The sequence below is a fragment of the Streptomyces hyaluromycini genome (assembly GCF_002217755.1).
Classification (GTDB): Bacteria; Actinomycetota; Actinomycetes; order Streptomycetales; family Streptomycetaceae; genus Streptomyces; species Streptomyces hyaluromycini.
Window position 1 is genome coordinate 423,352 of sequence record NZ_BCFL01000017.1, and the last position, 13,263, is coordinate 436,614.

Sequence of the window (13,263 nt, forward strand, 5' to 3'; positions counted from 1 at the left end):
AGGGACGGCAAAGGCCAGGCAATACCCGCACGGTACGACAGCCCGCGCCATGACCGGCCGCGTCACGACGGCGCTGCGTAACAGTGGACGGCCACCGTCTGGTGCGGGCTCCACTGCTGCTCGACCGTGGCCATCAGCTCCCAGCCCAGCCGCTCGTACAAGGCTGCGGCGGCAGTGTCGGACGTGACGACGTCGAGCACCGGATGCAGGCCGCGACGCCGCGCCTCCTCCGCCGCCCGGCCGATCAGCAGCGCACCGATCCGATGTCCCCGCGCCCACGGGGCGACGAACAGTCTGCCGACCACGGCGGCCATGGCCCGCGTCGTCCCGTTCCGCTCGCTCCACAGCGTCGGGGCCAGATCGCCTTCGCCGGCGGGGGTCAAACCGACATGCCCGGCCAGGCGGCCGTCGAGGTCGGCAACCCAGGAGCCCAGCAGGGGACCGCCCGACAGCCACTCGCCGGGCCGGTCGGGCCAGTTCAGCGGATAGCCGTCAAGCCGATGGACCTCCGAGAGGACCCGCACACATTCCTCGACATCGCCGTCAGCCCTCGGCCGGACAGAGGGGCCCGGCCTCTCGCCAGGCACCCCGAAGCTCTTGATGTTCACTCCGGAACAGAAGCACAGGCCACAGAGCCGGGCGAGCGGCGGCGGCTCAACGGCGAGGGATGCCGGGTGAGGGATGCCGCCCGGCGCCGAGGGTGACTCGGGGTCGGCGGAGTGCGAAATATGCGGATGCGCGTGTTCTATGACGTCAGTCACAGCGTTCCGCCAACCTACCGGCGCGCTTAGTAGATGCGGCATGGCAGACATTTGGGCATTTGTCCGTCTTGGCTCGGATGTGGATCCCGACGCACGTTCCGGTACTCCGCCCGGCCGGCGCACCCGCCCACCGCCCCGTTCTGCAAGGCTTCTGACGTCGCGTCAGCTTTCCCTCCCGCCGTCACAGGCGGACCGGAGGCCCGCGCACTGCCCTGGCGAGGTCCCGGGGACCTACGAGGCGACGTAGTGGCGGGACCCCTTTGCGCTCCCTGTGAAGCCGTCCTAAGAATGACGACCCACAGGACGTCGCCGCAGTTCGGAACCGGTGTTCACGCATGGTCGACCGCGCACCGGGCGCTCGGCGTCACCGAGCGAGTAGGAGCCCCCCACATGAACTCGTCCCGTATGTCCGCGAGACCCCTCGCTCTCGCTCTCACTCTCGGCCTGGGTCTGGCCTCCGGCGTGCTGGGCACGGCGGTGGCGGCGAGCGCCCGGACGGCCGCCGCCCCGTCCGCTTCCGCCGGTACCTCCGTGGCGCGGTACGACGGGTCGGGCGAGGAGGCCGCGAACAACAAGGCGTTCTTCGAGGCCGTGCTCAAGTCGGTCGCCGAGAAGCGGGCCGCCCAGCCCGGCGCGCAGGCGGTGACCGTCTACTACAACGCCTCCCACGCACCGAGCTTCCGTTCGCAGATAGCGAGCGCGGCCGCGATCTGGAACAGCTCCGAGTCCCACGTCAAGCTCCAGGAGGCTTCGAGCGGTGCCGACTTCTCCTACTACGAGGGCAACGACCAGCGCGGGTCCTACGCCTCCACCAACGGCCACGGAAGCGGCTACATCTTCATCGACTACTCCCAGAGCCGGCGGTACGACTCGGTCCGCGTCGTCGCCCACGAGACCGGGCACGTGCTGGGCCTGCCGGACGACTACAGCGGGCCGTGCAGTGAGCTGATGTCGGGCGGCGCCGCCGGCACGTCCTGCACCAACCGCTACCCGAACGCCGCCGAGCGCTCGCGTGTCGACCAGCTGTGGGCCACCGGACTCGCGCAGGCCCCGGGCACGGTGAACCAGCCCGCTGACCAGACGGGCACCGCACCGTCGGTACCGACCGTGATACCGGGCCAGGGTCCGTGGGGTGCGCTCCTCGGCACGCCCTGGAGCTGATCGCGTTCCCGAGCGGGAAACGGCTCGCTGTCGAGGGCGGCTTCGGCCGCCAGGGCCTGTAGGCCACGACGGCCCGTCCGTGCGGGGAGGCGGAGGCTACTTTTTCTTGCCGTTGCCCTGCCCGCCGTTCGCCTGGCTGTTGGCAGACGCGTTGCCGGAAGCGCCGGTCTCTCCCGCCGTGCCGTTTGCGGAGTTCGCGGCGCTTTTGCCCGACTTGCCCGCACCGGTCGAGTGGCCCGGCTTGGCCGTCGCCGCTGCCAGCTGCTCGGCGCAGTAGGCGGCGACCTTGTCCGCACCGCCGGCCGCCGCGACCAGCCGCTGCCAGGCGGTCGCGGCCAGCGCCTTGCCATGGCCCTGGATCTGCTCGTAGGCACGGCAGTGGGCTTCGGTGTCCTGGGCGGTGGCGGGCCGGTCCGCCGGCCGATCGCTGCCGGAGGAGGGTGACGGGGCCGCCCCGCCCGGCCGGTCGGAGGCGGCCGCCGACGGGTTCGTCGTTCCCCGGCCGTGGCCGGCGCCCTCGGTGGAGGAGCCCGCGGAACCGATGGCCGCGACCGCCACACCCCCCAGCGCGAGGCTGGCGAAGACCACGCCGAACGTCAGCTTCGCCGGGCGCCCGGCCCGCCGCTCCGCAGCCGGCCGCCAGTCGTCCCGGCGCCGGGTACGTGCACGATGCGCGCCCGCGGCGCGAGCGGCCCGGAACGCGGCCACGGCCTGCTGCTCGCCCTGGGACGCGAGATCGCCTGCGCGGACTGCGGCGGCCAGTGCCGTTTCCAGCGCGGCGTCGTCCCCCGCGTCCCAGGGGTCGGACAGGGCGCCGCCGGGCTGCACACGTCGACGGCCCCGTACCCCGTCACCGCCCAGCCGTTCACCCATGTCCGCTTCCGTTCCTGTCCGACCGATTCGATTCGTCCGCTGCCCCGGATCCGACGCCTGCCGGCCGATCCTGTCGGTCCTGTCGCGGTTGTCGTTCATGTCGACTCCCCCAGCGCGCGGGAAGCCACATCCGTCACACCCTCCTCCGCTTCGCCACCGATGCCCAGCTGACGGCCGAGGCGTTTCAGGCCCCGGTGGGCGGCGGTGCGCACCGCGCCCGGCCGCTTGCCCAGGACGCGCGCGGCGGCGGGACCGTCCAGACCGACCACGACCCGCAGGAGCACGGCCTCCGCCTGGTCCCGCGGCAGTCCGCGGATCAGCTCCAGGGCCCGCTCGGTGGAGAGGGACTCCAGAGCCTGCTCGTGCGTGTTGTGCGGGCCGGCCAGATCCAGTACGTCCTGGTCGGTGCCGCCGGCCTGGGGCCGCACGCGCCGGCGACGCAGATGGTCCAGTGCCCGGTGCCGGGCGATGGTCGCGGTCCAGCCGCGGAAGCCGGCGCCGTCGCCCTGGAAACGGCCGAGGTCGCGGGCTATCTCCAGCCAGGCGTCGGACGCCACGTCCTCCGCCTCGTCGCCGACGACACCACGGAGGAAGCCGAGCAGGCCCGGCTGCACGATCCGGTAGGCGACCGCGAAGGCGGCCTCGTCGCCGTCCTGGGCGCGCGCCACCGCCGCGCCCAGTTCCCCGTCGTACTCCTGTACGCGCCGGGGTTGCCGTACCTGGCCCAAGATCGCCCTCGTTCGCACCGTTCACAGCCGAGTCCACGTCGTCCGCCGTGCTCCGGTCGCACCGACGGCCCCATGGTGACCAGCGCGCGAGCTCACAGAAACGTCACAACGACACAGGAGCCCCCGCAGTATCACCCGTCCGAGCCGGGTGACGCTTCCCACAGGACCTGCGCTGGGGAGGAGGGCGGGCTCGGTACCGCATCGGCAGCGGCGATTCGCCGGCGACGGCGCCGCGGCCCGCCCCCTGGCCCCCTCTCCGTGCCGTTCGTGACTCCCCCCGTGAGCGGTACGGAGAGGGATGGACAGACCGGCAACGAGCGGTCGCTCCGTCTCCCGGCACCGCCGGGCCGTGTGATGCTTCGGCACCCTCGTGCGCTCCCACTGTCATGAGTACGTACCTCCGTCTGCGAGCGGTACCGGCCCCGGCACTGCGCAACAGTCCGGCTTGGCTGGAACGGCTTTTCGCGAGCGATGCGGCGACCGTCCGGCACCCGGCCGGCCGGTGCACCGAAGAGGTGCTGGACGAGTGCTGCCTGGACCAGGAGCGCATCTACACCGGCGCACCACCGGCCGGTCCCGGGGACCGGCCCCAGGCCCAGGTGGTGCTCGGCGGCCGCCCCGTGTTCCGCACCGACCGGCGAAAGCCTCCGTTGCTGGTACTCACGGCGGCCCAGGCCCGCCGGGTGGCCGAATTCCTGGAGCAGACCGACTTCGAGGCACTGTGGGACTTCGCCCGGGACGGACTGCTGCCCCGCTACGGCGGAGCGCCCGCGGAGCCCGAGACGGCGCGTGCGTTCGCCGTGGCGCACCGGGAGCTGCGGGCGTTCTACGTGCACACGGCCAGGTGCGGGGACGCGGTGGTGAAGTGGCGATCCGAGAAGTGAGCGGTGGCGATCCGAGGCGGGAGGTGTAACGGTTTCGGCCCGCTGCGCTCTTTCCATGCGGACGACCACGTCGGTCGGCTGGGAGAGGAGGCAGGACTCGTGCAGTGGACGGGCGACAACGGCGCAGGGTACGGCGAGGAGCCGTCCGCCGGCGTCGGGTACGGGTATGCCCACGGCCACGAGGGCACCGGCGGCGGCATCACCGCCGGCACGGCCACGGCGGAGCCGGAGCCCCGGACCGCCGGTGCGACAGTGCTCGTCGCCGGGCCGGACCACCCCGCCACGGCGGAGCGGGACTCTCCGCACGGTGCCGTCATCACTGTGCTGCCGACGGACCACGACGACTCCGGCCGTCCCGCACCGGAGCCGGACACGCCGGAGAACGATCCGGCACGGCCCGTCTTCGTGGACGCCTCGGGGCGCCGCCAGCGCCGGGTGCGGCGCGCCGCACGGCTGCTGGTGATCCCCGCCGGCGTCTATGTCGCCCTGCTGGTCAGCGCGTTGCTGGGCGGCCCCGCCATCAGCGCTCCGTTCGTCCCGCTCCCGGACACCACGCACCCGGCCGCGCCCCGGGCGACCGCCCCCGGATCTCCCGCCGGTACGGGTCGCGCGGCGGGGAACGCGGGCTCCGGCGCGACGGACGAGAACGCCCGCGCCACGACGCCGCGGACGGCCGTCGGCCGGACCGGCCGGCCGACGGCCGCGACCACCCCCGTGGCCACGTCCGCGACCACCGCGACGCCCACCGGAACCACCTCCCCGACCGCCGCCCCGACCACGACCGCGACCGCCCGTCCCACCACCGGTGCCAGTGCCACCACCGGCACGGACGCGCCCTCCGCCAAGGGGCGCGCCAAGGCCGCGTCCCACAAGCCCGTGAAGTGACCCAAGGCCCTGACGTGACCGACCAGACCGACCCGACCGACCCGACCGATCGCCGGCGCCGCACCGCCGTGCCCCGCCGCCGGGACCGTACCCGCCGGGTCACCCCCCGCACCCACTGGCTGCTGCTGGGCGTGCTCGTGGTGACCCTGTCGGCGGCCCTCCTGCTGCAGGGCTACACCCACCACATGTTCGGGATCACCTCGGACGACGTGACCGGCCCCCGTGGCCGGAGCGGGACAGTTCCCGGCCAGGTGGCCCACGGCGGCCCCGTGATCGCGAACGCCGCCGGCTCCCCGCACACCGCCCGCCCGAAGGCCCGCACCATCGCCCTCACCTTCGACGACGGCCCCGACCCCGTCTGGACGCCGCGCATCCTCGACGTGCTGCGCCGCAACCAGGTGCACGCGACCTTCTTCGTCGTCGGCACCCAGGTCGTCGCCCACCCCGAGCTGGTCCGGCGGATCGTCGCCGAGGGCCACCAGATCGGCATCCACACCTTCACCCACCCCGACCTCTCCCGCCTCGCCCCGTGGCAGCGTTCCCTGGAGCTGCGCGAGACACAGCTGGCGGTGGCCGGCGCGGCCGACGTCACCACCGCGCTGCTGCGGCCGCCGTACTCCTCGGAGAACGACGCGCTGGACGACGCCGACTGGTCCGTCCTGAAGCAGGCCGACACGGCCGGGTACGTCACGGTGCTCTCCACCCTGGACGCCGAGGACTGGCAGCGCCCCGGCACGGCCCGCGTCCTCGCGAACGCGACACCGCACGGCAGGGCCGGGCAGATCGTGCTGATGCACGACGCCGGCGGTGACCGCTCCCAGACCGTCGCCGCCCTGAACACCCTGATCCCCCGGCTCAAGGCACAGGGGTTCCGGTTCTCGACGGTCGGCGCCGCGGTCGGCATGGCCGCCCCCGTCCGGCCCGCCGGAGCGGGCGACCACCTCCAGGGAATCGCCCTCATCAGGATGCTGCAGCTCGGCGACCGGACCATCCGGCTGCTCGGCGTGCTGATGTACGCGGCCGGAGCGATCAGCGTGCTGCGCGCGGCCGTCGTCCTGGTGGCGGCCCACCGGCACCGACGGCTGCGGGCAGGGCGCCGGGCCAGGCCCTGGGGACCGCCGGTGACCGAACCGGTCAGCGTCATCGTCCCGGCGTACAACGAGAGCGCCGGAATCGAGGCGGCCGTACGCTCCCTGGTCGCCTCGGACCATCCGGTGGAGATCATCGTGGTGGACGACGGCTCCACCGACGGCACCGCCGACCTCGTGGAGGCCCTCGGTCTGCCGGGAGTGCGGGTGATCCGGCAGCGGAACGCCGGCAAGCCCGCCGCGCTCAACACCGGTCTGGCCGCCGCCACCTGTGACCTGGTGGTCATGGTCGACGGCGACACCGTCTTCGAACCCGGCACCGTCCGCATGATCGTGCAGCCCTTCGCCGACCCCCAGGTGGGTGCCGTCTCGGGCAACGCGAAGGTCGTCAACCGCGGTGGCCTGCTGGGCCGTTGGCAGCACATCGAGTACGTCATCGGCTTCAATCTCGACCGTCGCCTCTTCGACCTCGCCGAGTGCATGCCGACCGTGCCCGGTGCGGTCGGGGCGTTCCGGCGCCGGGCGCTGCTCGCCCTCGGCGGGGTCAGCGACGTCACCCTCGCCGAGGACACCGACCTCACCATGGCACTGTGCCGCTCCGGCTGGCGTGTGGTGTACGAGGAGGGCGCGGTGGCCTGGACCGAGGCCCCCGCGTCCCTGGGCGCCCTGTGGCGGCAGCGGTACCGCTGGTGCTACGGCACCCTGCAGGCGATGTGGAAGCACCGCGGCGCGCTGGTACAGAGCGGCGCCGCCGGCCGACTCGGCCGCAGGGGCCTGCTCTACCTCCTCCTCTTCCAGATCCTGCTGCCCCTGCTCGCCCCCGTGGTCGACGTCTTCGCCCTCTACGGCCTGGTCTTCCTCGACCCGCTGAGGATCACCGCCCTCTGGCTCGCCTTCCTGCTGCTGCAACTGCTGACGGGCCTGTACGCGTTCCGCCTGGACGGAGAACGCCCGGGCCCGCTGTGGAGCCTGCCGTTGCAGCAGTTCGTCTACCGCCAGTTGATGTACCTGGTCGTCATCCAGTCCGTCTTCACCGCCGTGTCGGGCTCACGCCTGCGGTGGCAGCGCATGGAACGCTACGGCAGCCTGCGGGCACCGGCAGGTGCGGAGACAGCCGACTGCCGGCGTACCCGCCCTGGGCCCGGATCAGCCGTGGATCCGGGCCCGGGGCGCCGTGTCGTGGTCAGAGCCCCTGAGTGAGGAAGGCGGCGTCGGGGACCTGGACGGCCGTGGGGGCGGTGCGCGGGAGGAGGCCGAGGATCTGGGCGACGACGTACTGCGCCGACATCATGGCCCCTTCCTGCCAACCCGGCAGCGGGGATGCCTGGTCGCCGACGACGTAGAAACGGCCGTCGCCCTCGGGCTGGAGGAGCTGTTTGTAGGCGACCTGGTGGTCAGGGTCGTCCGGGTCCCAGTCGGCCCAGCCGCCGAGCTGGTGGGGCACCTTGTGCCAGGCGATGGTCACCCCCAGGTCCTGGGGCACGGTGGTCTTCTCCAGGAACTCCCGGTGCAGCTGTGCCGCTCCGTCGCGGGCCAGGCGCAGCCGGTCGGCCGGCGTGCGTTTGCCCATGTCCTCGGCGTACTCGCCGAAGTTGTACGCCCCGGTGAGGGTGCCCGTCTCGGAGAAGTAGTCGTTGGACGGGTACCAGAACTGGGTGATGGGGTGGTCGGTCCAGCTGATGCCGCCGTAGATCTGGTTGTGGTCGTCCTCCCAGAACCGCCGGTTGGCCTGCCAGCCGACCTTGCACGTCGGCGCGAAGCCCACCGCTCCTACGGCGTTCCGGAACTCTGTGGAGAAGCCGGTCAGCGTGAGCTGCTTGAGCACCGGCAGCGGGATGTTGCTCACGCAGTAGTCCGCCGTCGTCGTCCGTTCCTGTCCGCCCGATCGGTAGGTGACGCCGACCGCGTCGCCCGCCAGGTCGATCGAGGTGACCTCGGCCTTGAGTTCGACGGTCACGTCGTACTCGGAGGTGATCCGCTCGGTGAGGGCGTGGACGATCTTGTCCATGCCGCCGACCGGCTGGAACATCGTGGCCTGCCACAGGTAGTCCACCGGCTGGTAGAACCTGTGCTTCCAGAACTCCGACCGGACCAGTTCGGCGAGGGGCAGCGGGGGCGCGGGCCGGGGGAATTCGTGGACGTCGAGCGGCTCGTCGAAGCCGGAGCGGGTGGAGCCGTGGTACTCGTTCTCCTCGTCCAGGTCGCCGAACTTGCCCAGCAGGTCCCGCAGCAGCCCGGTGAACTCGTCACTCTCGGTCAGGGTGGCGGACAGGAGCGCGGCGAGGTGGCCGCGGGTGTCGTTGGCGATCCGCCGGTTGCGCCAGGGCCGGCCGGGCGGGGTGTGCCCCGCCCGGTGCACGACGTTCGCCGTGGTCTCCATGATGTACGGCTCCAGCGTCACCCCGAGGTCGGTGCAGTATCGGAGGACTCTGCGGTGGTGGTAGGGGATGCGTCCGGGCCCGAGGTTGAGGTACAGGCCCTGGTCGAACGCGCAGGTGTGGGTCAGCACCGGGCTGTTGCCCTCGCCGTCGAGTTCGTACAGCTTGTCCCCCTTGCGGGCGGTGCGGTTGCGGCCGCCGGTGCGGGGCTGGGGCTCCAGGACCGTGCACCGGTAACCGAGCCTGCCCAGTTCGTAGGCGGCGGTGAGGCCACCGACCCCCGCGCCGAGGATCAGTACCGACGGCTCCTCGCCGGCCGCCGCGCGCGGTGCGGCGGCGAAGTCGGGCGCGGTGCCCTCACCGGAGCTCAGCGGGCCGCCGAGGCCGGACATGGCGTGGTAGAGCGACTGTGCGGAGAGGGTGGCGGACGTGCGTGTACTCATGGCTCATCTCCCGGACGGGTCTAGTGGAACTCCACGTCGGAGACGCTGACGAAGAACTCGCCCACGGAGTCGTGTCCGGCGTCGCCGCCACCCCAGATGTTGACGATGGCGTGCCGTCCCCGCCGGGACGCCAGTGCCTCGGTCGTGTACTGCAGCTCCTGGTCGGCGTGCGTGCCGCCGCCGTGGTACTCGACCATGAAGGGAGTCGGCTCCAGCACGTCCCAGGAGATGCCCTGCGCCGGGTCCCAGCCCTCTGAGGTGATGAACCACTGGTGCGTCCACTTCGGGCCCATGTGGTTCTGCCGGTAGTTGTAGGTGAAGGTGTGCCGGCCGTCGACGGCCTGCAGCGTGCTGGTCGGCCAGTCGCCCAGGCCGTCCCCGCCGGGCAGGTCCAGGCCCTGGAAGGCGGGATTCGCAGCCGACGCCACGTCGGCGCCCCGGAAGAACTTCCGGTACTCCAAGTAGCCGCGGGCCTCGTTCCACGGCGGATTGCCGACCGTGCCGGGAGGCACCACTTCCTGCCAGGTGGTCGAGGTGTTCAGCGCACGCGCCTGCTGGCAGATCGGCGCATCGTCCTCGTCGCGGATCGCCCGGATCGCCCTGCTGACCGGGAACTCCAGACTCCCGTGCCGCTCCCGGCCGCCCTCCTGGCGTTCCTCGGTGCGCGCGGGGATGAATACGTTGTAGGGCTTGGACGTGGACGTGTCGACGGTGAGCTCGTCCGTGAACGGCCCCCACGAGCCGTCCGTGTGCCGGGCCCGGATCTTCACCCGGTACTCGCGGGCCGGAGCCTCACCCAGGCACACCCAGTGCCGGTTCGCCGCCTGCCAGTGCGGGTACCAGACCGCCCAGTACAGGTCCACCGTCTGTGCCAGCCGCCCGTCCAACCACACCTCGTAGTGGTGCGGGTAGTCCGGCTGGCCGTTGTTCCAGTCGGGCGGCTGCGTGAGTCCCTGGTCAGGGGCGTTCTGGCCGATCTGCCAGGTGAGGGAGATGCCCTCAAGCTTGACGTGACCGTCGTCGCGGTAGGTCGCCTCCGCACGCAGGTCCTCAGGGTGGGGCTGCATCTGGGTGCTCCTCTCAGTCGCACAGAACGGGTGATCCATCGCGACAACACCGCACCGAATCAGCCCAAATGTCACTACTCACTGTATTCGGACATATGCATTCTGCAAGTGCGGTGTCCGGCAGGCGGGGTTGCAAGCGTGCCCCGAACGGCCTCCCGGCAACGGGAGGTCACCGCCGGGCTCGACGACCTGGTCCGCGCCGGGCGTGCGAAGCGCCACAACGCCGGGCGTGCGAAGCACCACAACGAGGAGGCCGCCGAGAGCCCGTGGTGCGGCTGCCGCGCGCCCCGCCCGCCGGTCCGGACAACAAAGAACCCCCGGGTCCACGACCTGGGGGTTTCTCTCTGGAGTGGGTGCCGGAAGGCGACGGCTCCGGGGGCGAAAACAGTCCCCGGTAGTGCTGCACGTGTCCTGAAGCTTCAGTCGTCACCGTTGCCTCGGTATCGCGCCGGCTTGCCGGGGGCCTGAACCACATCCTGTCCGAGTCACTCCGCCGACTAGACGTCCTCACCGACTTTGTGGCCTTTCCGGTGTTGCGGCCTAGTAATCACCCTCCACGATAAATACCAAAAGTCAATACATTTTGGGTAATTTTTCGGGCGGCAGTCCCGCACCCTCGCGCTCTGCACCGCCGGACCGGCCGAAAGACCCGGCACCGGCATCGAGGACCGGATCGGCATCCTCGCCCGCACGCCGGACGACACCCTGCGGATCGTTCCGGCGGACCCGGAGATCCTCGACCGGACGGGCCGGACGGGGACGGCGCCCGCCAGACCGCCGCGTGCCCGGGCGGGCGCGGCCTGCTCAACGCAGCGGAATCCGGCCGCTGGACGGTCGTTCACCGGTGTCCGCGAGTGCCGCCCCTGCGCAGGATCTTGTCCATGCCGACCGCGACGACGACGAGGGTCCCGGTCGCGATGTCCTGATAGAGGCTGTCGATACCCGCCTGGGTGAGACCGGAGCGCAGCACGTTGACGATGAGTGCCCCGATCAGCGTTCCGACGACGCTTCCCCGGCCGCCGAAGAGGCTGGTCCCGCCGATGACGACGGCGGTGATGCTCTCCAGGTTCGCCGTCTGGTACGCGTTGGGGTCGGCGTTGGGAATGCGGCCGAGGGCCTGCCAGGCGGCGATGCCGTAGAGGAGACCGGCGATGGCGTAGACCGACAGAACCGTGCGCGGGACGTCGATGCCGGCCAGATGGGAGGACTCGGGCGCGTTGCCGACGGCGTAGATGTGCCTGCCCCAGCCCGTCTTGGTGAGCACGTACCAGAAGAACGCGTACAGACCGAGGAGCAGGAACGTTCCCCAGGTGACGAGTACGCCGCCGAGGTGGACGCCGTGTCCCCAGAAGACGAGCAGATCGCTGGTCACCGGATAGCTGCGGGAATCGGAATAGAGCCTGCTCGTGGCGTAGACGACGCTCAGTGCGCCGAGGGTGACGATGAAGGGGGGCAGGTCCAGCCGGGCCACGAGCAGGCCGTTGACGACGCCGAGAAAGGTCGCCACGGCCAGGCCGAGCAGCAGCGCCGCCGCGGGGCTGTCCCCCTCGAAGACGAGCTTGGCCATGACGATCGTGCCGAGAACCGCGATGGCCCCGTTCGCCAGGTCGATGCCCGCGGTGAGGATGATCAGGGACTGCCCGAGCGCCAGGGTGCCGATCACAACGGTCTGCTGCAGCACCAGGGAGAGGTTCTCCGGCGTCATGAACGTGTCCGTCGTGAGCGAGAAGACCAGTACGGCGACGGCCAGGGCGGCGAGGGGACCGACCGTCGGCGTGCGCAGGGCGTACCGCAGCGCCTCCCGCAACAGGGCGCCCGGCTCTCTCTCGGCGGCAGTGCTGGTGGTACCGGGAGATCTCATGATCCTTTACTGGTTCCTTCCACCGGTCGGCGCCCCAGGGTCATCCCCAGCAGTGCCGGAGTCCCCAGTCCGTGGTGCGGGACGTCAGTCCCCGCACCGGCTTGTCGGTGATGAGTTGCGTGCCCGTGTCGGTGAAGCCGACCGGTTTCTTCCCGCTCTCGGCGAACTCGGTGACCGCGGCCACTCCGTCGTCGGCCATCCTGACCGGGAACTGCATCACGGTGGCCGCGTACTTGCCGGCTCTGACGGCCCGCACGCCGTCGCATCCGCCGTCGATGGTGCCGATGGTCACCTGCCGGGTGAGGCCGCGTGCGGCGATGGCCGCGGAGGCACCGTCGGCCACCGGTTCGTTGATGGTGTAGGCCGAGTTCACGTGGGTCGTGCGCTGCAGCAGGTTCTCCGTCGCGGTCTGCGCCAGGTTGCGGTCGCCATTGGTGTTCGCCCGCCCGCGGATCGCCGGTGAGTCGTTCTTGATCCCGAAGCCCTTGAGGAACCCGTCGTGGCGCTGCCGGCTGACCGAGGAGCCCTCCGTACCGTCCAGCATGATCAGCTCGGGGGGCCGGCCGACGAGTACGGCCCTGACATACGCGCCCTGGAGGCGTCCGGCCTTGAGGTTGTCGGTCGCGTACGTGGCGTCCACGGCGTCCGCCGGGTCCGTGGCGGTGTCCAGCGCGATCACCAGGATGCCCTCCCGCCGGGCTTCCGCGATGGCGCCCAGGATCCCCGTCGTGTTCGACGGCGTGATCAGGATCCCCTGCACATGGCGGGCGATGAGGCTCTCCACCGCGTCGACCTGGCCCTCGTTGTCGCCGTCGAACTTGCCGGCCAGGGCGATGAGCTCGGCGCCGTTCTTCTTCGCCGCGTCCGCGGCGGCCTTGCGCATGGTCACGAAGAACGGGTTGGTCTCGGTCTTGGTCACCAGACCGATCGAGACCTTACGGTGCCCGCCACCGTCCGAGGCGCCCTGACTCCCGCCGCAGCCAGCGGCGGCGGCGACCAGCAACGTGCCCACCAGGAGGAGCGTGACCCCCTGCCGGGGCTGGCGCCTGGCAGCCTCCATGATCCACATAAGCGTGCCCATATTGGTAATAAATATCGCACTACGCCATCATTTCAGTCTCCTCCTCAGCGACC

General features: G+C 71.4%; 11 protein-coding genes. 4 read left to right on the top strand and 7 right to left on the bottom strand.

Annotation, left to right across the window (positions count from 1 at the left end; all coding sequences use genetic code 11):
- Nucleotides 1–62: 62 nt before the first annotated feature.
- Nucleotides 63–608 (bottom strand): GNAT family N-acetyltransferase, encoded by a 546-nt coding sequence (locus SSP29_RS55240; protein WP_174855941.1) that lies wholly within the window; start codon nt 606–608, stop codon nt 63–65.
- A gap of 543 nt (nt 609–1,151) precedes the next feature.
- On the opposite strand from SSP29_RS55240, the gene snpA reads away from it, so the two are divergent.
- Nucleotides 1,152–1,922: a snapalysin gene (gene snpA / locus SSP29_RS09880; RefSeq protein WP_089100169.1), complete on the top strand. Its 771-nt coding sequence runs from the start codon at nt 1,152–1,154 to the stop codon at nt 1,920–1,922.
- 96 nt (nt 1,923–2,018) lie between these two features.
- Here the strand turns inward: snpA and SSP29_RS09885 are convergent, their stop codons facing one another.
- Both SSP29_RS09885 and SSP29_RS09890 read right to left on the bottom strand, forming a co-directional pair.
- Nucleotides 2,019–2,795 carry a hypothetical protein gene (locus SSP29_RS09885; RefSeq protein WP_089100170.1) on the bottom strand — a complete coding sequence of 259 codons (777 nt, stop codon included), beginning with the start codon at nt 2,793–2,795 and terminating at the stop codon, nt 2,019–2,021.
- A 95-nt stretch (nt 2,796–2,890) separates the two neighbouring features.
- Nucleotides 2,891–3,523, bottom strand: coding sequence for an RNA polymerase sigma factor (locus tag SSP29_RS09890; protein WP_089100171.1), 633 nt, complete (start codon nt 3,521–3,523; stop codon nt 2,891–2,893).
- A gap of 386 nt (nt 3,524–3,909) precedes the next feature.
- On the opposite strand from SSP29_RS09890, the gene SSP29_RS09895 reads away from it, so the two are divergent.
- The 3 genes from SSP29_RS09895 (at nt 3,910) to SSP29_RS09905 (ending at nt 7,580) form a co-directional block, all read left to right on the top strand.
- Nucleotides 3,910–4,407, top strand: a complete 498-nt coding sequence (locus tag SSP29_RS09895; RefSeq protein WP_089100172.1) for a DUF1877 family protein — start codon at nt 3,910–3,912, stop codon at nt 4,405–4,407.
- A 99-nt stretch (nt 4,408–4,506) separates the two neighbouring features.
- Nucleotides 4,507–5,292, top strand: coding sequence for a hypothetical protein (locus tag SSP29_RS09900; protein ID WP_089100173.1), 786 nt, complete (start codon nt 4,507–4,509; stop codon nt 5,290–5,292).
- A gap of 14 nt (nt 5,293–5,306) precedes the next feature.
- On the top strand, nt 5,307–7,580 hold the full coding sequence (locus SSP29_RS09905; protein WP_150133867.1) for a bifunctional polysaccharide deacetylase/glycosyltransferase family 2 protein: 2,274 nt from the start codon (nt 5,307–5,309) through the stop codon (nt 7,578–7,580).
- Here the strand turns inward: SSP29_RS09905 and SSP29_RS09910 are convergent.
- From SSP29_RS09910 to SSP29_RS09925, 4 genes are all read right to left on the bottom strand, one after another.
- Nucleotides 7,564–9,201 carry a flavin monoamine oxidase family protein gene (locus tag SSP29_RS09910; RefSeq protein WP_089100174.1) on the bottom strand — a complete coding sequence of 546 codons (1,638 nt, stop codon included), beginning with the start codon at nt 9,199–9,201 and terminating at the stop codon, nt 7,564–7,566. The two genes, SSP29_RS09905 and SSP29_RS09910, sit on opposite strands and share 17 nt — an antisense overlap.
- A gap of 20 nt (nt 9,202–9,221) precedes the next feature.
- A complete protein-coding gene (locus tag SSP29_RS09915) occupies nt 9,222–10,268 on the bottom strand; it encodes a lytic polysaccharide monooxygenase auxiliary activity family 9 protein (RefSeq protein WP_089100175.1) in 1,047 nt (348 codons plus the stop codon).
- Between the two features lie 838 nt (nt 10,269–11,106).
- On the bottom strand, nt 11,107–12,129 hold the full coding sequence (locus SSP29_RS09920) for an ABC transporter permease (RefSeq protein WP_150133869.1): 1,023 nt from the start codon (nt 12,127–12,129) through the stop codon (nt 11,107–11,109).
- Between the two features lie 40 nt (nt 12,130–12,169).
- Entirely contained in the window at nt 12,170–13,189 is a 1,020-nt protein-coding gene (locus tag SSP29_RS09925) for a substrate-binding domain-containing protein (protein WP_089100739.1), read from the bottom strand.
- Between the last annotated feature and the right edge of the window lie 74 nt (nt 13,190–13,263).

Bases quoted from the DNA above. Each gene is read 5' to 3' on its own strand.
- snpA (WP_089100169.1), top strand. From the start codon at position 1,152: ATGAACTCGTCCCGTATGTCCGCGAGACCCCTCGCTCTCGCTCTCACT.
- SSP29_RS09885 (WP_089100170.1), bottom strand. From the start codon at position 2,795: ATGGGTGAACGGCTGGGCGGTGACGGGGTACGGGGCCGTCGACGTGTG.
- SSP29_RS09895 (WP_089100172.1), top strand. From the start codon at position 3,910: ATGAGTACGTACCTCCGTCTGCGAGCGGTACCGGCCCCGGCACTGCGC.
- SSP29_RS09910 (WP_089100174.1), bottom strand. From the start codon at position 9,201: ATGAGTACACGCACGTCCGCCACCCTCTCCGCACAGTCGCTCTACCAC.
- SSP29_RS09915 (WP_089100175.1), bottom strand. From the start codon at position 10,268: ATGCAGCCCCACCCTGAGGACCTGCGTGCGGAGGCGACCTACCGCGAC.
- SSP29_RS09920 (WP_150133869.1), bottom strand. From the start codon at position 12,129: ATGAGATCTCCCGGTACCACCAGCACTGCCGCCGAGAGAGAGCCGGGC.
- SSP29_RS09925 (WP_089100739.1), bottom strand. From the start codon at position 13,189: ATGGAGGCTGCCAGGCGCCAGCCCCGGCAGGGGGTCACGCTCCTCCTG.